This window comes from Mesorhizobium sp. CNPSo 4661 (assembly GCF_057784215.1).
Genome location: NZ_JBWGIO010000005.1, coordinates 146,869 through 166,970 on the forward strand (window position 1 = coordinate 146,869; position 20,102 = coordinate 166,970).

A 20,102-nucleotide genomic window follows, 5' to 3' on the forward strand; every position below is an offset into this window, starting at 1 on the left:
GTCGGGCACATTCCGTCGACGAACCGGCGCGGTTCGGCCTTGGGGGTAGGAATGGCGGATACGGACGGGACTGTCGGGGCGGACAGCGCGCGGAATTTCGACAAGGCGGATATGAGCGGCAACGGGGCTTTTCCCAGTGACGTCCACGACATGGCCGGGCCTTCGGAGGCGCTTGCCAATCTGAGCCTGATGGTCGATTCGATGCCGATCGGCGTCATCGTTCTCGATGCCGAATTGCGGGCGGAGGTGGTCAACCGGGCGTTCTACGATTTCTGGAAGATCGATCCGCGGCGCGCTCCGGCCGGCAGCCGCTTTCGCGACCTCATGGAAGCCAGCCGCGATGCCGATCCGTTCGGCGGCGAGGAACAGGCCTGGCAAAGCCATGTGGCCGAGCGGGAGGCTGAAATCCGGGCTGGAACCTCGGGATCCAGGCAGTTGCCGCGCAAGGACGGCCGCACGCTGATCGCCTCGTTGGCGCCGCTTCCCGGCGGCAAGCGGCTGATCTCCTATGTCGACATCACCGACATGAAACAGCGCGAGACAGAAGCGGAGGACGCGCACAGGAACCTTGCCATCGTGCTGGAGTCGCTGCCGGCGGGCGTCATCATCTACGATCGCGACGACCGCTTCGTCTTCGCCAACCGCAAGCTGCAGGATACGCTGCCGGCGCTGAAGCCGGCCTGGCAGCCGGGCCGCACATTCCGCGAGGCGTTGTCGCTCGGCCATTCGGTCGGCTACTTCCGCTCGAGCGGCGACGCCGAGATCGACGGTCTGTATGGCGTCGACACCGAGCGCTGGCTTGACGCCATGCTCAAGCGGTACCGTTTGCCGAGTTCCGCCTACGAACGCCTCAACGCCGACGGGCGCTGGTACCAGGTCTATGACATGCGCACCGACGACGGGACGTTCATCGGCGTGCGCGTCGACATCACCGACATCAAGACGCGCGAGAAGGCGTTGGGCGACTCCATGCGCCAGATCGACCTCTACCGGCACGTGATGGACGAGCTGCCGGTGGCCGCCTTCATCAAGGCCGACGATCTCAGCATCGAATTCGTCAACAAGGCCTGGTGCGCGCTGACCGGCCTCGCCAAGGACGAAGTGTTCTGCAAGACGGATCGCGAGCTCTTCGCGACGGAAGAGGCGGACGGTTTCAGCAATGACGACACCGAAGTCGTGACGACCGGCGCGGGGCGCGAGATCGAGGAAGCCGTCACCCACCGCGACGGCACGGTGCGGCAGCTGATGACGCGCAAGAGCCGGCTGGTGGCGATCGACGGCTCCGTGCATCTGGTCGGCTCCAGCACCGACATCACCGACGTCAAGGCGCGCGAGCAGGTGCTCCGGCAGAGCATGAGCGAGAACGAGGTGTTCCGCAGCCTTATCGACAACGTGCCGGTGTCGATCTACGCCAAGCGCTCGGATCTCAGGCAGTTCTACGTCAACAAGGGCTGGTGCGATCTCACCGGCTTCAGCAGGGAAGAAGCCATCGGCAAGACCGATGTCGAGATTTTCGGCGCGGACGGCGAAGCCTTCGTCGCCAGCGACCTTGCCGTGCTGCGCACCGGCGAGACGCAGGAGATCGAGGAGACGGTGACGATGCCGGACGGCAGCGTCAGGCACCAGTTCGCGCGCAAGGGCGCGATGATCGCCTCGGACGGCTCGCTCTATCTCATCGGCTCCACCACCGACATCACCGAGCTCAAGCAGCGCGAGGCCGAGCTCGGCGAGGCGCGCCGGCGCGCCGTGCTTGCCGACCGGGCCAAGTCGGAGTTCCTCGCCAATATGAGCCACGAGATCCGCACGCCGATGAATGGGGTTCTTGGAATGGCAGAGCTGCTGGCAAAGTCGGACCTCGATCCGAAGCAGAAGACGTTCACCGACATCATCGTCAAATCCGGCAACGCGCTGCTCACCATCATCAACGACATCCTCGACTTTTCCAAGATCGATGCCGGCCAGCTGGTGCTCGACCCGGCGCCCTTCAATCTCGCCGAGGCGATCGAGGACGTGGCGACGCTGGTATCGACGCGCGCCAAGGAGAAGGACCTCGAGCTCATCGTCCGTGTCCAGCCCGGGCTCGACGGCCAGTTCGTCGGCGATGTCGGCCGGATCAGGCAGATCGTCACCAACCTGCTCGGCAACGCCGTGAAGTTCACCGACGAGGGCCATGTTCTGGTCGATGTGACGGGCGACCGGATCCCCGCGGGGACGAAGCTCACCATTTCCGTGACCGATACCGGCATCGGCATTCCGGAAGACAAGCTGAAGCTGGTGTTCGAGAAATTCAGCCAGGTCGACACCTCCTCGACCAGGCGGCATGAGGGGACCGGTCTTGGCCTTGCCATCACCTCGCGGCTGGTCGAGATGATGGGCGGCGAGATCGGCGTCGACAGCGCCGAAGGCAAGGGTTCGACCTTCTGGTTCACGGTTACGCTGCCCAGGGCCGAGCAGGGCGGACAGCGCATCATGCCGATCGACGTCACCGGCGCGCGCGTGCTCGTCGTCGACGACAATGCCGTCAACCGCTCGATCCTGAGCGAGCAGATGGCGTCGTGGACGTTCGATTCCTGCGCGGCCGAAAGCGGCGCCGAAGGGTTGAAGGTGCTGATTGCCGCCGCCGCCTATGGCGTGCCGGTCGACTGCGTCGTGCTCGACTACCAGATGCCCGGCATGACCGGCGCCGAGATGGCGCGCATCGTGCGCAACACGGCGGGCCTGGCGCATACGCCCATCATCATGCTGACCTCGGTCGACCAGTCGCTCGCCAACACGGCCTATCGCGACCTCGGCATCGACGCGCAGCTGATCAAGCCGGCGCGCTCCTCCATCCTCCTGGAAACGCTGGTCGCGACCATCCAGCGCCATCGCCACAGCAGCGCCGCGGGGCAACCCGCCATTGGCGGCGGCAGCCTCCCGCAAGCCGCGCCGGCGCCGACGGCGGCATCGGATCGCGCAATGCTGCAGCCGCCGCCGGGGCGGGCGCGTCCGCGCCCCGCCGATGCGGAGCGCGGGCTCGACATCCTGGTGGCCGAGGACAATGAGGTGAACCAGCTGGTGTTCACCCAGATCCTCGGCGAGACCGGTTACCGATTCGAGATCGTCGGCAACGGCCGCAAGGCGCTCGACGCCTTCAGCAAGCTCAATCCACGCATGATCCTGATGGATGTGTCGATGCCGGAAATGAACGGGCTGGAGGCGACGGGCGCTATCCGCCGGCTCGAGGAGGACATGGGCACGCATGTGCCGATCGTCGGCGTTACCGCGCATGCGCTGAAGGGCGACCGCGAACGCTGCCTGGAAGCCGGCATGGACGATTACCTGCCGAAGCCGATCAGCCCGCGCGCGCTGCTGGAAAAGCTCGAGCGCTGGCTGAGCGCCGAAGCGGAAGTCCGGCGCAGCGCCGGCTAAGCGCGAGACAGACCGGCGGCACCCCGCGAGGAGCATTGACGCATACGTATGGTGCGATCGCACCATATCAAAGCATGTGCCAAGCCAGGACAATGGGCGTATCGATTCCGCCTTTCAGTTACGGGCGGGAGCGGCGACCGCCAACAAGAAACAGCGTCGACTCTACCCCAACGGACCCTGTTTTCGGCGATGGCCAGGCCATGATCCGCTCTGGCGTACAGGCAACGCGCTCTCGTCCGGATTTTATTTCCCGGCGGCCGTGACCCGGCCGCCGGGATAATTTTGATTCAAAAGTCAGACAAGTTACTGATTCCCGCGGCAAACTCCGGCCGGTCCCGCGAGGCCGCCGCGGACCTCTCCAGACATCCCCGTTCGGGCGTTACTGGGCTGACACGAAACTGTCATGCGACTGTAATAATCGAGAGCTATTGCCCTCACCGGGCGCCGATACAACGGGTGCCGAGAGACCATCTTCCGAACAGGAGCAGGCCACATGAGACATTTCATCCGCTCGGCGGCCGTTGCGATTGCAATGGCTGCGGCATCAACCCTTAGCATCTCCGCCGCGATGGCAGCCGACATTTCCGGCGCCGGCGCCACCTTCCCCTATCCGATCTATGCGAAGTGGGCTGACGCCTACAAGAAGGAGACCGGCATCGGTCTCAACTACCAGTCGATCGGCTCCGGCGGCGGCATCAAGCAGATCAAGGCCAAGACCGTGACCTTCGGCGCTTCCGACGCGCCGCTGAAGGGCGAGGATCTCAACTCCACCGGGCTGGCGCAGTTCCCGATGGTGATGGGCGGCATCGTTCCGGTCGTCAACCTCGAGGGCATCAAGCCGGGCGAACTGGTTCTCGACGGTCCGACGCTGGCCGACATCTTCTCCGGCAAGATCACCAACTGGAACGACGAAGCGATCAAGAAGCTCAACCCCGACGCCAAGCTGCCCGACCAGGCGATCGCCGTCGTGCACCGCTCGGACGGCTCGGGCACCACGTTCAACTTCAGCTACTACCTAGCCGACGTCAGCGCCGACTGGAAGTCGAAGGTCGGCGTCAACACCGCGCTCGAATGGCCGGTGGGCATCGGCGCCAAGGGCAACGAAGGCGTCGCCAACAACGTCTCGCAGACCGGCGGCGCGATCGGCTACGTCGAATACGCCTATGCCAAGCAGAACAAGCTGACCTACACCGACCTGGTCAACAAGGACGGCAAGAAGGTCGAGCCGACCGCCGCTGCCTTCTCGGCCGCCGCGGCCAATGCCGACTGGAGCTCGCAGCCGGGCTACGGCGTCATCCTGGCCAACCAGGCCGGCGCTGAATCCTGGCCGATGACGTCGGCCACCTGGATCCTCGTCTACAAGAAGCCCGACGACGCCGCGGCCACGACCGAAGCGCTCAAGTTCTTCGCCTGGTCCTACGCCAAGGGCGACGAGCTGGCCGCCAGCCTGGACTATGTTCCGATGCCCGACGCCGTCGTGAAGAGTGTCGAGGCGATGTGGGGCAAGGACATCGTCGACGCGAACGGCAAGCCGCTCTACTCCGGCATGTAATTCCTAGCGAATAAGGAGGGCGCCTTTGGGCGCCCTCCTGTCTCTTTCGAAATGCGAGGGGGTAAATGACAGCCGTTTCCGAAGCCGCGACATCGTCCGCCCTGCGGACCAGAGAAGCGACAGTGCGCCGCTTCGCCTTCACCGACATGGCCTTCCGGACGGCCACCCGCCTTTCCGCCATCCTCGTGCTGGTTCTGCTCGGCGGCGTCGCGATCTCGCTGGTCGCCGGCTCGTGGGAGGCGCTGTCGAAGTTCGGCTTCTCCTTCCTCACCACCGAATCCTGGAACCCGGTCACCGAGAATTTCGGCGCGCTGGCGCCCATCTACGGCACCATCGTCACCTCGGCCATCGCCATCCTCATCGCCGTGCCGATCGGCATCGGCATCGCCGTCTTCCTGACCGAGCTTTGCCCGCGCCCGCTACGGCGCCCGATCGGCATTGCGGTCGAGCTGCTTGCCGGCATTCCCTCGATCATCTACGGCATCTGGGGCCTGTTCGTCTTCGCGCCGTTCCTGCAGACGACGGTGCAGCCCTTCATCATCTATATTTTCCACGGCATACCGGGGCTCTCCAGCCTGTTTGCCGGCCCGCCCTACGGCATCGGCCTGCTGACCTCGTCGCTGATCCTCGCCATCATGGTGCTGCCCTTCATCACCTCGATCACCAAGGACGTGTTCGACACGGTGCCGGCGGTGCTGAAGGAATCGGCCTACGGCATCGGCTGCACGACCTGGGAAGTGACCCGGCGCGTGACCATCCCCTATACCCGCGTCGGCATCATGGGCGGCGTCATGCTCGGCCTCGGCCGCGCGCTCGGCGAGACGATGGCCGTCACCTTCGTTATCGGCAACGCGCACCGCATCAGCGCCTCGCTGTTTGCGCCGGGCACGACGATCTCGGCGACCATCGCCAACGAATTCACCGAGGCCGACGGCGATCTCTATACGTCCTCGCTGGTATCGCTCGGCCTGATCCTGTTCATCATCACCTTCATCATCCTCGCGCTCGCACGCTACATGCTGTTGCGCATCGATAGCCGCACGGGAGCCTGACCGATGTCGACTGCCGCATCGCTTCACCAAAGCCGCAAACGCAAGAACGCCGTGATGATGGCGCTGTGCGTCGTCGCGGCTGGCATCGGCCTCGCCTGGCTGGCGTTGATCCTCGGAGCGCTGCTCTATAAGGGGCTCTCCGGGGTGAACCTGGCCGTGTTCACGCAGATGACGCCGCCGCCCGGCGACGCCGGCGGCCTGCTCAACGCCATCTACGGCAGCATCGTCATGACCATCATCGGCATTATCGTCGGCACGCCGATCGGCGTGCTGGCCGGCACCTACATGGCCGAGTACGGGCGCTTCTCGAAGCTCACGACGATCGTGCGCTTCATCAACGACATCCTGCTGTCGGCGCCATCGATCATCATCGGCCTGTTCGTCTATGAGCTGATGGTACGGCCGATGGGGCACTTCTCGGCGATTGCCGGCGCCGTCGCGCTGTCGATCCTGGTGATCCCCGTCGTGGTGCGCACCACCGAGGACATGCTGAACCTCGTGCCCAACGCGCTGCGCGAAGCGGGCACCGCCATCGGCGCGCCGCGCTGGGTGGTGATCCGCTCGGTCGCCTATCGCGCGGCCCTGTCCGGCATCGTGACCGGCATCCTGCTGGCGATCGCCCGCATCTCCGGCGAAACCGCGCCGCTTCTCTTCACCGCGCTCAACAACCAGTTCTGGTCGAGCAATCTCAATGCCCCGATGGCCAGCCTGCCGGTGACCATCTTCCAGTTCGCCCTCAGCCCCTACGAGGAATGGCAGCAACTGGCCTGGACGGGCGCACTCATAATCACCCTTACGGTTCTCGGGCTGAGCATCATCGCCCGCAGCCTGACCGGACGCAGAGAGGACAGATGAAACCGATGTTGTCCACCGACCTGAACGTAGCCGACACGACCGTCGAGAAGGCCAAGATCGAGGTCAAGAACCTCAATTTCTACTATGGCCAATCGAAGGCGCTGAAGGACATCAACCTGTCCTTGCCGGAGCGCAGCGTGACCGCCTTCATCGGCCCGTCGGGCTGCGGGAAGTCGACGCTGCTGCGCGTGCTCAACCGCATCTACGAGCTCTATCCGAAGCAGAGCGCCGAGGGCCAGGTACTGCTCGACGGCAAGAACATCCTCGACCGCTCGCAGGACCTCAACCTGCTGCGCACCAAGATCGGCATGGTGTTCCAGAAGCCGACGCCGTTCCCGATGTCGATCTACGAGAACATCGCCTTCGGCGTCAGGCTGTATGAGAAGATCAGCAAGGCCGAGATGGACAGCCGCGTCGAGTCGGCGCTGAAGCGCGCCGCGCTGTGGAACGAGGTCAAGGACAAGCTCAACGCCAGCGGCCTCAGCCTTTCCGGCGGCCAACAGCAGCGCCTGTGCATCGCCCGCACCGTGGCGGTGAAGCCCGAGGTCATCCTGCTCGACGAGCCGGCCTCGGCGCTCGATCCGCTGTCGACCGCCAAGATCGAGGAACTGATCGACGAGTTGCAGGCCGACTATACGATCGTCATCGTCACCCACAACATGCAGCAGGCGGCGCGCGTGTCGAGGCAGACGGCGTTCATGTATCTGGGCGAGCTGGTGGAGTTCGACCGGACCGAGAAGATCTTCACCTCGCCCCGCGAAAAGCGCACGCAGGACTACATCACCGGCCGCTTCGGCTGAGTTCATACGAGGACATCATCATGGCCGAACATACCGTCGCCTCCTTCGACGAGGATCTGAGGCAGATCAGCCGGCTTATCAACGACATGGGCGATCTGGCCGGCTCCATGGTCGGCGGCGCGACCAGGGCCCTGCTCGAAACCGACAATGCGCTGGCGCAGCGCGTCGTCTCCGACGACGCCATCATGGACGCGCGCCAGCGCGAGCTTGACGACCGCGCCATCACGCTGATCGCCAAGCGGCAGCCGATGGCGGACGACCTGCGCAACGTTGTCGGCTCGATCCGCATGGCGGGCGATCTCGAACGCATCGGCGATCTTGCCAAGAACATCGCCAAGCGCGTTGGCGCGGTCGGCGTCAGCACCGCGCCGCGCGACCTCACGCATTCGATCGATTCCATGGCGCAGCTGGTGCTGATCCAGGTCCAGGCCGTGACCCAGGAATATATGGTGGGCGACGCCACTGCGCTGGCCAAGCTGCGCAACGACGACGAGCGCATCGACGTCAAATACACGTCCGTCTTCCGCGAGCTGTTGACCTACATGATGGAAGATCCGCGCAACATCACCGCTTGCACGCATCTTCTGTTCTGCGCCAAGAATCTCGAGCGCATCGGCGACCATGTGACCAACATCGCCGAGAACGCCTATTATGTGCTCACCGGTACGCAATTGCCCGCCAACCGTCCCAAGCAGGACGAGACGGCAATGTCGGCGCCGGCGGCCTGACGAGAAGGTTACCCCGATGATCGCGCCACGCATCATGGTGGTGGAGGATGAGGAGCCGCTGGGGGTGCTGCTCCGCTACAATCTCGAATCCGAGGGTTACCAGGTGGAAGTGGTGACCCGCGGCGACGAGGCCGAAATCCGCCTTCAGGAAAACGTTCCCGACCTGCTCGTGCTCGACTGGATGGTGCCGGCGGTTTCCGGCATCGAGCTCTGCCGGCGCCTCAGGATGCGGCCCGAGACCGAGCGGCTGCCGATCATCATGCTGACGGCGCGGGGCGAGGAAAGCGACCGCGTGCGCGGGCTCTCGACCGGCGCCGACGACTACCTGGTCAAGCCGTTCTCGACGCCGGAATTCATGGCGCGCGTCAAGGCGCTGCTGCGCCGCGCCAAGCCGGAGGTGCTGTCCAGCGTGCTCAAGGTCGGCGACATCGTGCTCGACCGCGAGTCGCATCGCGTCTACCGCAAGAAGAGCGAGATAAGGCTCGGCCCGACCGAGTTCCGCCTGCTCGAATTCATGATGCGGCATCCTGGCCGCGTGTTCTCGCGCAGCCAACTGCTCGACAATGTCTGGGGCGAGACGATCTATATCGACGAGCGCACGGTGGACGTCCATGTCGGCCGCTTGCGCAAGGCGGTCAACAACGGCCGCATGCCCGACGTCATCCGAACCATTCGCGGGGCGGGTTACGCGATCAGGGAGGATTAGGGATAGGGCGCGGAAGCGCTGACGGCTCCGCTCCCGGCATCTGCGATGGTGATTAGCCGAGACGCTTCTAGCGTCGTCATCCACGGGCGGAGCAAGGAGCGTAGCGACGCAGCGCAGACCCGAGGATCCATTCCGTGACTTCGACGTGCCGGGGCGGTGCAGAATTCTGCTCCGCTGCGCCTACGATCGAAGTAACGGCATGGATTCCAGGGTCTTCGCGACGGAGCTTCGCTCCTGCTTCGCCCTGGAATGACGAAGCTGCGGGGCCATCGCTAATCTCAAGCGTCTGCTGCTGTCCTCAGCGACCAGCGGTCACTTCAAAGCCGCTCAGGCCACGTTTTTTCCGCTGCCCGCTCTTGCCTGCATGCCCGGCGCGAAAATCTCCTGGTCGACGAAGGTCAGCGCGCGCATGGCGCAGCCTTCGCGGATCAGCGGCAGCTCGTTAGGCTCGGTGTCGAAGGAGATCGATTCCGAGTGCTGGCCGCCCGCGGTCTGGGCGATCGCCGCCCTTAGCGCCGGCTCGATCAGGTCGAAGGCGGCCGCGCTGACGCCGACCATGGCCACGGGCGCCGGGTCGATGAGGGCGAACAGGCTGCCGAGACCGAAACCAAGCGCCTCGCCGGCCCGACGGTAAGCCTCCCGCTCGGGGCCGTCCTTCTCGCGCGCCTTGGCGGCGAGGGCTCGCATGTCGGCGTCGCCGACGTCGACCGGCTCGGCGTCCTCGCTCATTTTCATGGCGCTGCGCCAGATCGCGTAATTGCCGGCATAGGCCTCGACGCAGCCGCGCCGGCCGCAGCGGCAAAGCGCGCCGCCCGGGCGGTGGATCATGTGGCCGAATTCGCCGCCCGAGGAATGCGTGCCGGTGAACAGCGCGCCCTTCAGCACCAGACCCATGCCGATGCCGTGCGACAGGAGGATGGCGATGAAGTCGTCGCGATAGCGCTCGGGGTCGCGCCATTGCAGCGCCACCGCCATCATGTTGCAGTCGTTCTCCATGGTGGCGGGGATGCCGAATTCCTGCTCGAGGATGTCGGCGAAAGGAATGCCGGTCAGCGGCGTTATCGGCGACCACAGCATGGCGCGTGCGTGGGAATCGGTGATGCCCTGGATGCCCATGGCGATGCGGGCGACGCTGCTCACCTCGAGGTCGGGATCCTGCAGTCGGCGCCGGACGATCGCCACGCATTCGCCGATCAAGTCGTCGCGGGGCATGACAAGCGTGTCCAAGCGCTGCTGCTCCTCGGCGACCACCTGGCCGGCATAATCGATCACGGCGACCGACAGGAAGTTCAGCGACAAGACCACGGTCAGCACCGCGGCGGCTTCAGGGTTCAGCGCCAGGCCGATCTGCGGCCGGCCGCGTTTCAGCGCCGTCGGCTCGCTGGCCTTGCTCTCGGTGAGAATGCCTTCCTGGATCAGATCGGCGGAGATCGCCGAAATGGTCGAGTGGCTGAGCCCGGTGGTGGCGGCAATCTCCGTGCGCGAAGGCTGGCCGGCGCGGCGCACGGCCGAAATCACCATGGCGCGGTTGCGCCGGCGCAAATCGTCGTGACGGATTCCGACCGACATGTCTTCGCACGTCCTCCCCGGTCATCGCGGCCTTGTGATGATGCCATGGCCTAGCGTTGACACGCCAGACGGTTCACCATTTGCGGAAACGGCGAACCGTCTGTCTTTTGTTCTGACGCAATTCCGGGCGGAAAACCGCTGCGCACTTTTCCTGGAATTGCTTCTGGATACTGGCAGAAGCCAAGGTCCATGTCATTATTTATTGCGGGTGTCGAAAAAAATGTTCGGACCCATCAAAACCCATCAGAATCGCAGTTGACAGCGTCGTTTTGCTGGATCACTATTTTTTTGAGGCTCGAAAAAAAGCCTCTCTACCGGCCTTCGGGCCAGTCTGGGTCGCGCCGCACAGAGCGCAGGGAGGATATCATGAAGAAATTCGCAGCCGCCATCCTGGCGGGCGTTGCCATGTCGCTGACGTTGGCGTCGGTCGCCGAGGCGAAGGACAAGGTGATCGGCGTCTCTTGGTCGAATTTCCAGGAAGAGCGCTGGAAGACCGACGAAGCGGCGATGAAGGCAGCCATCGAGGCCGCCGGCGACAAGTATATTTCGGCCGACGCGCAGTCCAATCCGGGCAAGCAGCTGACCGATGTCGAAAGCCTGATCTCGCAGGGCGCCAATTCGCTGATCATCCTGGCTCAGGATGCCTCGGCCATCGGTCCGGCGGTGCAGAAGGCGCTCGACGAAGGCATTCCGGTCGTCGGCTATGACCGCCTGATCGAGAACAAGGACGTCTTCTACCTGACCTTCGACAACAAGGAAGTCGGCCGCATGCAGGCCCGCGAGGTGTTCAAGGCCAAGCCGGAAGGCAACTACGTCTTCATCAAGGGCTCGGGTTCCGATCCGAACGCCGACTTCCTGTTCTCGGGCTCCATGGAAGTGCTCAAGGCGGCGATCGACAGCGGCAAGATCAAGAATGTCGGCGAGGCCTATACCGACGGCTGGCTGCCGGCCAACGCGCAGAAGAACATGGAGCAGTTCCTGACCGCCAACGACAACAAGGTCGACGCGGTCGTGGCGGCCAATGACGGCACCGCCGGCGGCGTCGTCGCGGCGCTGACGGCGCAAGGCCTGGCCGGCACCGTTCCGGTCTCGGGTCAGGACGGCGATCACGCGGCGCTCAACCGCATCGCGCTCGGCACGCAGACCGTGTCGGTGTGGAAGGACGCGCGCGAGCTTGGCAAGAACGCCGCCGAGATCGCCTCGCAGCTCGCCAACGGCAAGAAGATGGGCGACATCGCCGGCGCCAAGGACTTCACGACGCCTGGCGGCAACACCGTCAAGTCGCTGTTCCTGACCCCGATCGCGATCACCAAGGACAATCTCAACGTCGTCATCGACGCCGGCTGGATCAAGAAGGACGAAGTTTGCGCTGGCGTTGCCGCCGGCAGCGTCAAGGTCTGCAACTAAGTTTGCCGGCTCTCGATCAAAATCCTGCGCCGCGGCCTGGAGCGGTTCGATGAACCGCTCCAGTTCCTTGTTGCCGCAATCCCGGACGGGAAGCCACGGCGAAGTCGCCGATCCCAACCGCCACGCACTTTTCCTGGGATTGCGTTGAAGCCGCGGCGTTTTCTCAAAAAGTTTTGTGTTTCCGCCTCTGGCGGATAGCTTCTAGGCTTGGCCAGGCATCCGCGTCAGACGGGCAGGCCGGCGGGAGGAAATCATGACCGACACGACGTCTACCCAATCGGCGGACACCGCGCGTGCGTCGGAACTTGGCGCTGTCGCCAGGTTCCTGAAGGCAACCGAGATCGATACCCGCATGCTCGGCATGATAGGCGCGCTGCTGCTGATCTGGGTCGGGCTGCACGTGATTTCCAGCCTGCGCCTCGGCGTCAATCCGCTCGACTTCGACAGCCGCACCTTCCTGACGCCGCGCAATCTGTGGAACCTGTCGGTTCAGACTTCGGCCGTGGCGATCATGGCCTCAGGCATGGTGCTGGTCATCGTCATGCGCAACATCGACCTGTCGGTCGGATCGGCCGAAGGGGTGATCGGCATGGTCATGGGCTTTGCCCAAGTGCATTTCCTGGTTCGCTTCGTCGGGCTTGAATTGGGCAATCCCTGGATCTGGGTCCTGGCATTGCTGATCGGCCTGGCGCTCGGCCTCATCATCGGCGCCTTCCAGGGCTTCATCATCGCCTATCTCGAAGTGCCGGCCTTCATCGTCACGCTGGGCGGATTGCTGGTATGGCGGGGCGCTGCCTGGTGGGTCACCAGCGGCCAGACCGTGGCGCCGCTCGACGCCACGTTCCAGCTGATGGGCGGCGGCCCGGCGGGCTCGATCGGCGCCAAGTGGAGCTGGGCCGTCGGCATCGCCGCCTGCCTGGCGGTCATCTTCATGCATTTCAACGGCCGCGTGCAGCGCAAGCGCTTCCGCTTCCCGCTGCGTCCGGTCTGGGCCGAGACGCTGCTCGCCACCGTCACCTGCGCGGTCATCCTGGGCGCAGTGTGGCTCGCCAATTCCTATCCCTGGCCGGTCGGCATCGTGAACCGCTACGCCGCCGCCAACAACATCACCGTTCCCGAAGGCGGGCTGTTCATCGCGCATGGCATCGCCATTCCGGTGCTGATGGCCGTCGCCGTCGGCCTGATCATGACCTTCGTCACCAAGCGCACGCGCTTCGGCCGCTATGTCTTTGCCATCGGCGGCAATCCGGAAGCAGCCAACCTCGCCGGCATCAACACGCGCTGGATCACCATGAAGGTGTTCATGATCATGGGCGTGCTGGCGACGATCGCGGCGGCGATCTCGTCGGCCAGGCAGAACTCCTCGACAAACGTGCTCGGAACGCTGGACGAGCTTCTGGTCATCGCCGCGGCGGTCATCGGCGGCACCTCGCTCGCCGGCGGCTCCGGAACCGTGCTCGGCGCGATGCTCGGCGCGCTTCTGATGCAGTCGCTGCAGTCCGGCATGGTGCTGCTCGGCGTCGATTCGCCGCTGCAGAGCATCGTCGTGGGCGCCGTGCTGGTCGTCGCGGTGTGGCTCGACACCATCTATCGCAAGCGGGTCTGAGGAGAACGAGCATGGCTGAAAAATCCGCTCCCGCCGGCGTTCCGCTGGTCGACATGCGCAACATCTCGATCGCCTTCGGCGGCATCCGCGCCGTCGACGACGCCTCGGTCGATCTTTTCCCCGGCGAAGTGATGGCGCTGCTCGGCCACAATGGCGCGGGCAAATCGACGCTGATCAAGATCCTGTCCGGCGCCTACAAGCGCGACAGCGGGCAGATCTTCATCAATGGCGAGGAGGCTTCGATCTCCAATCCGCGCGACGCCAAGAAATACGGCGTCGAGACGATCTACCAGACGCTGGCGCTGGCCGACAATGTCGATGCCGCCGCCAATCTGTTCCTCGGCCGCGAGCTGATGACGGGTTGGGGCACGCTGGACGACGTCGCCATGGAAGCTGAGGCGCGCAAGGTGATGGGCCGGCTCAATCCACGCTTCCAGCGCTTCAAGGAGCCTGTCATCAAGCTGTCGGGCGGACAGCGGCAGTCGGTGGCGATCGCGCGCGCGATCCTGTTCAACGCCCGCATCCTGATCATGGACGAGCCGACGGCGGCGCTCGGCCCGCAAGAGACGGCGCAGGTCGGCGAGCTGGTCAAGCAGCTCAAGGCCGACGGCATCGGCATCTTCCTGATCAGCCACGACATCCACGACGTGTTCGAACTCGCCGACCGGGTCTGCGTGATGAAGAACGGCCAGGTGGTCGGCACCGCGCGCACGACCGACGTCACCCAGGACGAGGTGCTCGGCATGATCATCCTGGGCAAATGCCCGCCAGGCGCCATCCCGGGTCCAGGCGCGCTGAAGATCGCGGCATGAACGGATAGCCGGCTAATTAACGGCTGCGTGATGGACCAGCCCCTGTGATGATTTGGCCGCGCCATTGTGTTGGCGCGGAGACTTGCCCATAAAGGTCGTCGACCGTCCACGGGCCGCATCGCTGATTTGAAGAAGCTCTTTCCGATCGTTGCCTTCGTCGCCGTCGCGCTGATCAGCCTGACGATGGCGGGGTTCGCTTATTTCGCGACGCAGGAGGCGGCGCGGATCAAGTTCGAGGGGACCGCCGACGACGCGCTCAACCGCATCGAAAGCCGCATCGACCTGCATCTGTCGCTGCTGCGTTCGACGCAGGCACTGTTCGATGCCCGCAACGGCGACATCACGCGCGGCGAATTCAAAGCCTTCTTCACCGCGCTCGACATAAGCGACAATTTCGCGGGGCTGCGCGGGATCGGCTTCCTGAGGCTCGCCAAGACCGGCGACGAGGCGGCGGTCGAACGCGACATCCTGCACGACCTCGGGACGGCGCATCCGGTCTATCCCGCAACGACCGAGCAATGGCGCACGCCCATCGTGCTGTTCGAGCCGCTCGATACGTCCAACCAGTCGATCATCGGCTTCGACATGTTCACCGAGCCGGTGCGGCGCGCGGCGATCGAAAAGGCGATGGCCGACGACCGGCAGCATGCGAGCGGCGTGGTCCAGCTCGGACAGGGCGCCGGCGTGGCGCAGACCTTCACGGGCTTCCTGGTCTTCGTGCGGCTGAACGTCGAAACCGCGCCCGAGGTCATCAATGCAAGCCGCTCTTCGACCGCCGGCTTCCTCTACGCGGCGTTCCGAGCCCAGGACCTGTTCCAGGTCGCGCTCAGCCGCTCGCCGCTGCTGCCGGTCAATGTCGAGGTCTATGACGGCAAGCCGGAGGGCGGTAATCTGCTTTTCCGTTCTGAAGCACCGCCGGCGGAACGCATCGGCGCGAAACTTCTGGCGCGTCGCGATATCGTCGTCGCGGGCCGGCCCTGGACCGTGCTGTTCAGGCCGACAAGCGCCTTCGAGCCGCCGTCCTCACGCGCCATTCCGGTGATGCTCGGGTTGTTCGGCCTTCTGGCTGCCGGCGCTATCGCGTTGGTGGCGCGCTACCAGGAACGTGCCTATGACGCGAAATCGGCGCTGCACGAGGCGACCGAAAAGAGCCTGCTGGAGAAGGATCTGATCCTGCAGGAGATGAAGCACCGCATCAAGAATTCGATCACCCGCGTGCTGGCGATCGCGCGGCAGACGGCCTCGCAGGCCACCGACGTCAAGGAGTTTTCGGCATCGTTCTCGGCGCGCCTCCAGGCCATGGCGGCTTCGCAAGACATGCTCACCCGCTCGCGCTGGCAGAAAGCCGATCTCGGCGACCTGCTGCGCATCGAGCTCGGGCAGGTGTTCGGCAAGGACCTTCCCGCAGGTGTCTTGTCAGGCCCGGAAGTACTGCTCGACGAGACGACGACGCAGGCGCTCGGGCTGACCTTCCACGAACTCGCCACCAACGCGCTGAAATATGGCGAAGCCGGCAGTTCCGTCGGCGCCCTCAAGGTCGACTGGAGCGTCGACGAAGGTCGCGGCCGGGAGCGGACGCTGGTCCTGAACTGGCGCGAGGCGGGTCAGAAGAAACTGGAAGCGCCGGCCAAGACCGGCTTCGGCACCAAGCTGATCGATCTCAACGTCACGCGCGAGTTGCGCGGAACGATCGCGCGCGACTATCAGGCCGAAGGATTGAAGGTGGAAATCAAAATTCCGCTGACCGCGTCAGCGGCCAAAATGTCCCCGATGGCGAGCCAACCAGCGGTTTGAAACCGGAGGCCGGTTGCCGGCCTCCGGTTCTCTTCCGGTATTAGTTACAGCGAGCCGTGTAGATCCGGCCGCGATGATCGCGATACTGGCAATAGCCGTTGCGCAGGTTGCGAACCAGGAGGCCAGACCCGGCGCCGACGGCCGCGCCGATCAGCGCACCCTTGCCGCCACCGACCAGGCCGCCCACGCCGGCGCCGATCAGGCCGCCACCGACGACATCCTGCTCGGTCGTGGTGCAGCCGCTGACAGCAACCACGGCAACCATGGCAATGATCATCTTCCGCATAGAATTGCTCCTCACTTTTGTCCTCACTTTTGGCAGTGCCAGCAATCATTTAGCATGAAAAACCGGGCTTTGCCTGTCCGATTTTACTGTTGCCTAACATAGTCTTTTTCGGGGCGCTCACGGTTCGACGCGACAAGCATGCCGGAAACCTCCAGGGATGCGACCAGCGTGCCGTCGGGTTTCACGTTCCAGACGATCTGGTCGTAATCATCCTCCCGCGCCGGATCGACGGCGAGGCATTTGCCGATGATGCGGGGAGCCTGGCCCTGCAGGTCGCCGAGGGCGAAAGGCCTTTCGGCCGTACAGGCCTGCTCGGTCTCGAAGACGCTGACCGGCACCTGGAGTTCGCGGCAGTCGGTCATCGAGCTGGAACAGCCGACGACGAAGAGCAATGCGGCGATGTGTTCCATGGGCTCCAAACCTCTCGCCGCAGACAACGATTCTCGGCGGACAAAAGTTCCGGGGGCCGGAGCCTGAAGCGCTCCTCAAGCCGGTCGCGTGAAAAAAGATTCACGCGACCTGCTTTAGTTTTTGATTTTAAGCATGTCTTTGTCCCGAAACCGGCCCACTTTCGGGAGACATGCTTTAAAGCCTGGGCGTCAAAGCCGCATGCGGGTCAGAACAATTGCCAGGCCGCGGTCAAGGCCACGGCGGCCAGAAGCGCGATCGCGCCAAGGCGGAGAAGAAGAAGGGATGAATGTGGCGCCGGCGGCGGCTCGGCTTCCTGGAAGCCGCTCATCGAGACGCGGGCGGCCTGCTCCAGCCTGTTCATGTCGGCAACCATCATTCCACTCTCCCAGATCGCGCGCCGGGGGCGCGGACGGGTTTCCGGCAAATCGTTAGCCGGATACACAGGATCGGACTTTATGGTGAACAGCCGGTTAAGACCTTGGCCGGCAAGGCTCCGTTTCGGCGCAATTCCGGGCGGATAGCTACGGCGAAGCCGCCGAGCCTGATCGCCAAGCGCCTTTCCTGGGAGCTGCTCTCGCGCCGTCGGCGGCGCCATCAATCCGTCTCGAAATTCCCATGCGGGACCGTGAGGCGGTATTCCATGCGGTCCTTGCCGATCTCCAGCGTCGCGGAGCCGTTCAGCGACATCGGCACGACGCGTTCCAGCGCCACGCTGCCGAAGCGCTTCTCATTGCGCGGCGCGGCGCCAACCACCTCCGTCCAGATCAGCAAAAGGTTGGGCGCGATTCCGTTTTCGGCCTCGAGCCTGGCGCGAACCTCGACATGGCCGTCCGGCCGGGACAGCGCGCCATAGCTCACGGAATTCACGGCCAGCTCATGCATCGCCAGGCCGATATGCAGGGCGGCATTGGGGTTGAGATAAGGATTTTCGCCCGCGAACCGCAGGCTCTGGGCCAGATCGCTGCTGTAGCGGCCGACCTGGCCGGATACGAGCTCCTGCAGCGCCGCTCCTCGCCAGTTGGAGGATGTGACCAGATCCTGCGAGGACGCGAGCGATTGCAGCCGGCCGCGAAATCGCGCCAGGAACTCACTGAGCGTCTCCGTATAGCGTCCGGTCTGGGTGGCGATGCTCTGGATGATGGCGAGGAGATTTTTCGATCGATGGCTGACTTCGCGCAGCAATGCCTTAAGCGTCTGCTCGCGGCGTTTCTGCTCCGTCGTTTCCACCATCGTCGTGACGACGCCGAGGACGTCGCCGGCGTCGCCACGGTCGGCATCGATCCAAAGCTGGAACCAGCGCACGCCCTGGCTTCCCGGAATGCTGAGCTCAAGCTGGTCCGCGTCGCCGGATTCGATTACCTTGAGTTTGGCGGCCCTTATGCGTTCGGCCTGCGCCGGCGAGAGCAAGTCCTTGCCGTCGGCGGTTTCGGCCGCCCAGGGCGCGTTCATGTTGCGCGCCCAGACCGTCTTCATCTGCCGATCCTGGTAGAGAACCGAAATCCCGGCATTGTGCAGGGCGTGAAGCAAGGCACGCCCGACCTGCATCCCGCTTTCGGAAGGATGCATCGCGATCACTTCACTGTTCTCCTTCTCAACCCTGTCCTTCGTGGGACCCTTGGAAGGCATTGGAAACATCCCCCACTCGGTCCTTGAACGGCTCAATCCGCAACTGGTTCCGCACGGTCACCACCCCGATTGCAGGGCTCTCCAAAAACGGTCCGCCGGACGGTGCTCTTTTGAAGCTCCGCCCGGCGGTGGCTGGAAACCGTTTGAGGGGTGCGGCTTCCAGTGTTGCGGTCAGGCTCTCCGGAAGAGGCCTGCGATGAGCGAAATCACCAGGAAGGCGAGGAAGATGAAGAACAGGATCTGCGCGATGCCCGCCGATGTGCCGGCAATGCCGCCGAACCCAAGCGCGCCGGCGATGATCGCAACTACTAGAAATACGAGCGCCCAGTACAGCATGATGCGTCTCCTTCTTACGTCGGGAAAAGAACGTGGTTCGGTGTCGTTTGTTCCACCATTTGCTGAAAAAGACGATCCCCTCGATGGGCTTTTCAGTCCGCAAACGGCCAAGCGTCACGCGCGGCGCGAAGGCCTAGCATGACGCTCGAAGTCCCAAGCTTCGGAAGGGATCAGGCGGCGGCTTTGGCCTGACGATCGAAGAACAGGGCCTGGCTGATCAGAGCCTTGACCATGTCGGGATTGAACGGCTTGGTGACCAGGAAGGCCGGCTCGGGCCGTTCGCCGGTCAGCAGGCGTTCCGGGAAGGCGGTGATGAAGATCACCGGTACCGGCGTCGAGGACAAGATCTCGTTGACGGCTTCGATGCCCGAGCTGCCGTCGGCGAGCTGGATGTCGGCCAGAACCATTTTCGGCCGCGTCTTGCCGAACACGGCCACGGCCTCGGCATGCGTGCGCGCCGTGCCGACCACACGGTGGCCGAGGCTTTCGACCATCTCCTCGATGTCCATGGCGATCAGCGGCTCGTCCTCGATGATCAGCACGTCGGTCGCGACCTGCCGGGAAATCTCGTTGCTCGCCTGGGCAAGCAGCTCCGAGAACTCATCCTCGTCGACATCGAGGATCTCCGCCGCCTCGTCCTCGCTGAAGCCCTCGACGGCAACCAGAAGGAAAGCCTGCCTCGGCAAGGGCGCGAGCGCGTTAAGATTGGCCGCGGCCCGCTGCTCCCAGGCTGTCTGCGCCTGTTCCTGCGGCACGCGGATGGCCACGGACGTGAACAGCCTGGCGAAAACCTTGTAAAGCGCGATGCGGTCGCTCGAGGCTTCGGGGAAGATATTGGTGTCGGCGATGATGGCTTCCAGCATCGCGGCGACCAGCGCGTCACCGCTCTCCTGCGATCCCGATACCGCCCGCGAGAAGCGGCGCAGGAACGGAAGATGCGGAGCGATGGTAGCGGACAAACCCATTGTTGACGTCTCCCTCAGATGACGTTGCACGTTCAAGGCCGCACTGATTGCAAGCCCCGGAAATCAAACGCCGGCTTTCGGAAAAAGTTCCGCCGGCTGTGGAACTAAATTAGCAGGCGGGCGTTTCGGGGGTCGGGATGGGCAACCAGACGAAGGTTCCGCTTGCGTTGTGGTTTGAAGTCGAAG

General features: G+C 64.2%; 18 protein-coding genes. 11 read left to right on the forward strand and 7 right to left on the reverse strand.

Annotation, left to right across the window (positions count from 1 at the left end; genetic code table 11):
• Positions 1-51 precede the first annotated feature (51 nt).
• The 7 genes from AC0YKC_RS09205 (at position 52) to phoB (ending at position 9,104) form a co-directional block, all read left to right on the forward strand.
• Complete coding sequence (locus tag AC0YKC_RS09205) at positions 52-3,411, forward strand: response regulator (protein ID WP_488510872.1); 3,360 nt, start codon at positions 52-54, stop codon at positions 3,409-3,411.
• A 493-nt stretch (positions 3,412-3,904) separates the two neighbouring features.
• Positions 3,905-4,963 carry a phosphate ABC transporter substrate-binding protein PstS gene (gene pstS / locus AC0YKC_RS09210; RefSeq protein WP_488510873.1) on the forward strand — a complete coding sequence of 353 codons (1,059 nt, stop codon included), beginning with the start codon at positions 3,905-3,907 and terminating at the stop codon, positions 4,961-4,963.
• A 65-nt stretch (positions 4,964-5,028) separates the two neighbouring features.
• The gene (gene pstC, locus AC0YKC_RS09215) at positions 5,029-6,015 is read left to right on the forward strand and encodes a phosphate ABC transporter permease subunit PstC (protein ID WP_320296563.1); all 987 of its coding nucleotides are present in this window, start codon (positions 5,029-5,031) and stop codon (positions 6,013-6,015) included.
• Positions 6,016-6,018: 3 nt separating this feature from the next.
• The gene (gene pstA, locus AC0YKC_RS09220) at positions 6,019-6,870 is read left to right on the forward strand and encodes a phosphate ABC transporter permease PstA (RefSeq protein WP_320296564.1); all 852 of its coding nucleotides are present in this window, start codon (positions 6,019-6,021) and stop codon (positions 6,868-6,870) included.
• Positions 6,867-7,670, forward strand: a complete 804-nt coding sequence (pstB, locus tag AC0YKC_RS09225; protein WP_320296565.1) for a phosphate ABC transporter ATP-binding protein PstB — start codon at positions 6,867-6,869, stop codon at positions 7,668-7,670. The genes pstA and pstB overlap by 4 nt, the downstream gene beginning before the upstream one ends.
• 20 nt (positions 7,671-7,690) lie before the next feature.
• Positions 7,691-8,398 carry a phosphate signaling complex protein PhoU gene (gene phoU / locus AC0YKC_RS09230; RefSeq protein ID WP_320296566.1) on the forward strand — a complete coding sequence of 236 codons (708 nt, stop codon included), beginning with the start codon at positions 7,691-7,693 and terminating at the stop codon, positions 8,396-8,398.
• A 16-nt stretch (positions 8,399-8,414) separates the two neighbouring features.
• Positions 8,415-9,104, forward strand: a complete 690-nt coding sequence (gene phoB, locus AC0YKC_RS09235) for a phosphate regulon transcriptional regulator PhoB (RefSeq protein WP_010911896.1) — start codon at positions 8,415-8,417, stop codon at positions 9,102-9,104.
• Positions 9,105-9,431: 327 nt separating this feature from the next.
• Here the strand turns inward: phoB and AC0YKC_RS09240 are convergent, their stop codons facing one another.
• Positions 9,432-10,673, reverse strand: a complete 1,242-nt coding sequence (locus AC0YKC_RS09240) for an ROK family protein (protein WP_488510874.1) — start codon at positions 10,671-10,673, stop codon at positions 9,432-9,434.
• Between the two features lie 366 nt (positions 10,674-11,039).
• Between AC0YKC_RS09240 and xylF the strand changes: the two genes are divergently transcribed.
• From xylF to AC0YKC_RS09260, 4 genes are all read left to right on the forward strand, one after another.
• The gene (xylF, locus tag AC0YKC_RS09245) at positions 11,040-12,080 is read left to right on the forward strand and encodes a D-xylose ABC transporter substrate-binding protein (RefSeq protein WP_320296568.1); all 1,041 of its coding nucleotides are present in this window, start codon (positions 11,040-11,042) and stop codon (positions 12,078-12,080) included.
• A gap of 253 nt (positions 12,081-12,333) precedes the next feature.
• On the forward strand, positions 12,334-13,686 hold the full coding sequence (locus AC0YKC_RS09250) for a sugar ABC transporter permease (RefSeq protein ID WP_320296569.1): 1,353 nt from the start codon (positions 12,334-12,336) through the stop codon (positions 13,684-13,686).
• Between the two features lie 11 nt (positions 13,687-13,697).
• Positions 13,698-14,498, forward strand: a complete 801-nt coding sequence (locus AC0YKC_RS09255) for an ATP-binding cassette domain-containing protein (RefSeq protein WP_320296570.1) — start codon at positions 13,698-13,700, stop codon at positions 14,496-14,498.
• Positions 14,499-14,624: 126 nt separating this feature from the next.
• Positions 14,625-16,292, forward strand: coding sequence for a CHASE domain-containing protein (locus tag AC0YKC_RS09260; RefSeq protein WP_488510875.1), 1,668 nt, complete (start codon positions 14,625-14,627; stop codon positions 16,290-16,292).
• Positions 16,293-16,332: 40 nt separating this feature from the next.
• Here AC0YKC_RS09260 and AC0YKC_RS09265 read toward each other — a convergent pair whose 3' ends face one another.
• From AC0YKC_RS09265 to AC0YKC_RS09290, 6 genes are all read right to left on the reverse strand, one after another.
• Positions 16,333-16,578: a YMGG-like glycine zipper-containing protein gene (locus AC0YKC_RS09265; protein WP_027166589.1), complete on the reverse strand. Its 246-nt coding sequence runs from the start codon at positions 16,576-16,578 to the stop codon at positions 16,333-16,335.
• Between the two features lie 83 nt (positions 16,579-16,661).
• The gene (locus tag AC0YKC_RS09270; protein WP_320296572.1) at positions 16,662-16,988 is read right to left on the reverse strand and encodes a hypothetical protein; all 327 of its coding nucleotides are present in this window, start codon (positions 16,986-16,988) and stop codon (positions 16,662-16,664) included.
• 206 nt (positions 16,989-17,194) lie between these two features.
• Positions 17,195-17,584, reverse strand: a complete 390-nt coding sequence (locus AC0YKC_RS09275; RefSeq protein ID WP_488510876.1) for a hypothetical protein — start codon at positions 17,582-17,584, stop codon at positions 17,195-17,197.
• The gene (locus AC0YKC_RS09280) at positions 17,584-18,555 is read right to left on the reverse strand and encodes a sensor histidine kinase (protein ID WP_488510967.1); all 972 of its coding nucleotides are present in this window, start codon (positions 18,553-18,555) and stop codon (positions 17,584-17,586) included. Before AC0YKC_RS09280 ends, AC0YKC_RS09275 begins: the two co-directional genes overlap by 1 nt.
• Positions 18,556-18,786: 231 nt before the next feature.
• Complete coding sequence (locus tag AC0YKC_RS09285; protein ID WP_018429836.1) at positions 18,787-18,951, reverse strand: DUF1328 domain-containing protein; 165 nt, start codon at positions 18,949-18,951, stop codon at positions 18,787-18,789.
• A gap of 170 nt (positions 18,952-19,121) precedes the next feature.
• On the reverse strand, positions 19,122-19,916 hold the full coding sequence (locus AC0YKC_RS09290; protein WP_320296574.1) for a response regulator: 795 nt from the start codon (positions 19,914-19,916) through the stop codon (positions 19,122-19,124).
• Between the last annotated feature and the right edge of the window lie 186 nt (positions 19,917-20,102).

Bases quoted from the DNA above. Each gene is read 5' to 3' on its own strand.
- AC0YKC_RS09205 (WP_488510872.1), top strand. From the start codon at position 52: ATGGCGGATACGGACGGGACTGTCGGGGCGGACAGCGCGCGGAATTTC.
- pstS (WP_488510873.1), top strand. From the start codon at position 3,905: ATGAGACATTTCATCCGCTCGGCGGCCGTTGCGATTGCAATGGCTGCG.
- pstC (WP_320296563.1), top strand. From the start codon at position 5,029: ATGACAGCCGTTTCCGAAGCCGCGACATCGTCCGCCCTGCGGACCAGA.
- pstA (WP_320296564.1), top strand. From the start codon at position 6,019: ATGTCGACTGCCGCATCGCTTCACCAAAGCCGCAAACGCAAGAACGCC.
- pstB (WP_320296565.1), top strand. From the start codon at position 6,867: ATGAAACCGATGTTGTCCACCGACCTGAACGTAGCCGACACGACCGTC.
- phoU (WP_320296566.1), top strand. From the start codon at position 7,691: ATGGCCGAACATACCGTCGCCTCCTTCGACGAGGATCTGAGGCAGATC.
- phoB (WP_010911896.1), top strand. From the start codon at position 8,415: ATGATCGCGCCACGCATCATGGTGGTGGAGGATGAGGAGCCGCTGGGG.
- AC0YKC_RS09240 (WP_488510874.1), bottom strand. From the start codon at position 10,673: ATGTCGGTCGGAATCCGTCACGACGATTTGCGCCGGCGCAACCGCGCC.
- xylF (WP_320296568.1), top strand. From the start codon at position 11,040: ATGAAGAAATTCGCAGCCGCCATCCTGGCGGGCGTTGCCATGTCGCTG.
- AC0YKC_RS09250 (WP_320296569.1), top strand. From the start codon at position 12,334: ATGACCGACACGACGTCTACCCAATCGGCGGACACCGCGCGTGCGTCG.
- AC0YKC_RS09255 (WP_320296570.1), top strand. From the start codon at position 13,698: ATGGCTGAAAAATCCGCTCCCGCCGGCGTTCCGCTGGTCGACATGCGC.
- AC0YKC_RS09265 (WP_027166589.1), bottom strand. From the start codon at position 16,578: ATGCGGAAGATGATCATTGCCATGGTTGCCGTGGTTGCTGTCAGCGGC.
- AC0YKC_RS09270 (WP_320296572.1), bottom strand. From the start codon at position 16,988: ATGGAACACATCGCCGCATTGCTCTTCGTCGTCGGCTGTTCCAGCTCG.
- AC0YKC_RS09275 (WP_488510876.1), bottom strand. From the start codon at position 17,584: ATGGCGCCGCCGACGGCGCGAGAGCAGCTCCCAGGAAAGGCGCTTGGC.
- AC0YKC_RS09280 (WP_488510967.1), bottom strand. From the start codon at position 18,555: ATGCATCCTTCCGAAAGCGGGATGCAGGTCGGGCGTGCCTTGCTTCAC.
- AC0YKC_RS09285 (WP_018429836.1), bottom strand. From the start codon at position 18,951: ATGCTGTACTGGGCGCTCGTATTTCTAGTAGTTGCGATCATCGCCGGC.
- AC0YKC_RS09290 (WP_320296574.1), bottom strand. From the start codon at position 19,916: ATGGGTTTGTCCGCTACCATCGCTCCGCATCTTCCGTTCCTGCGCCGC.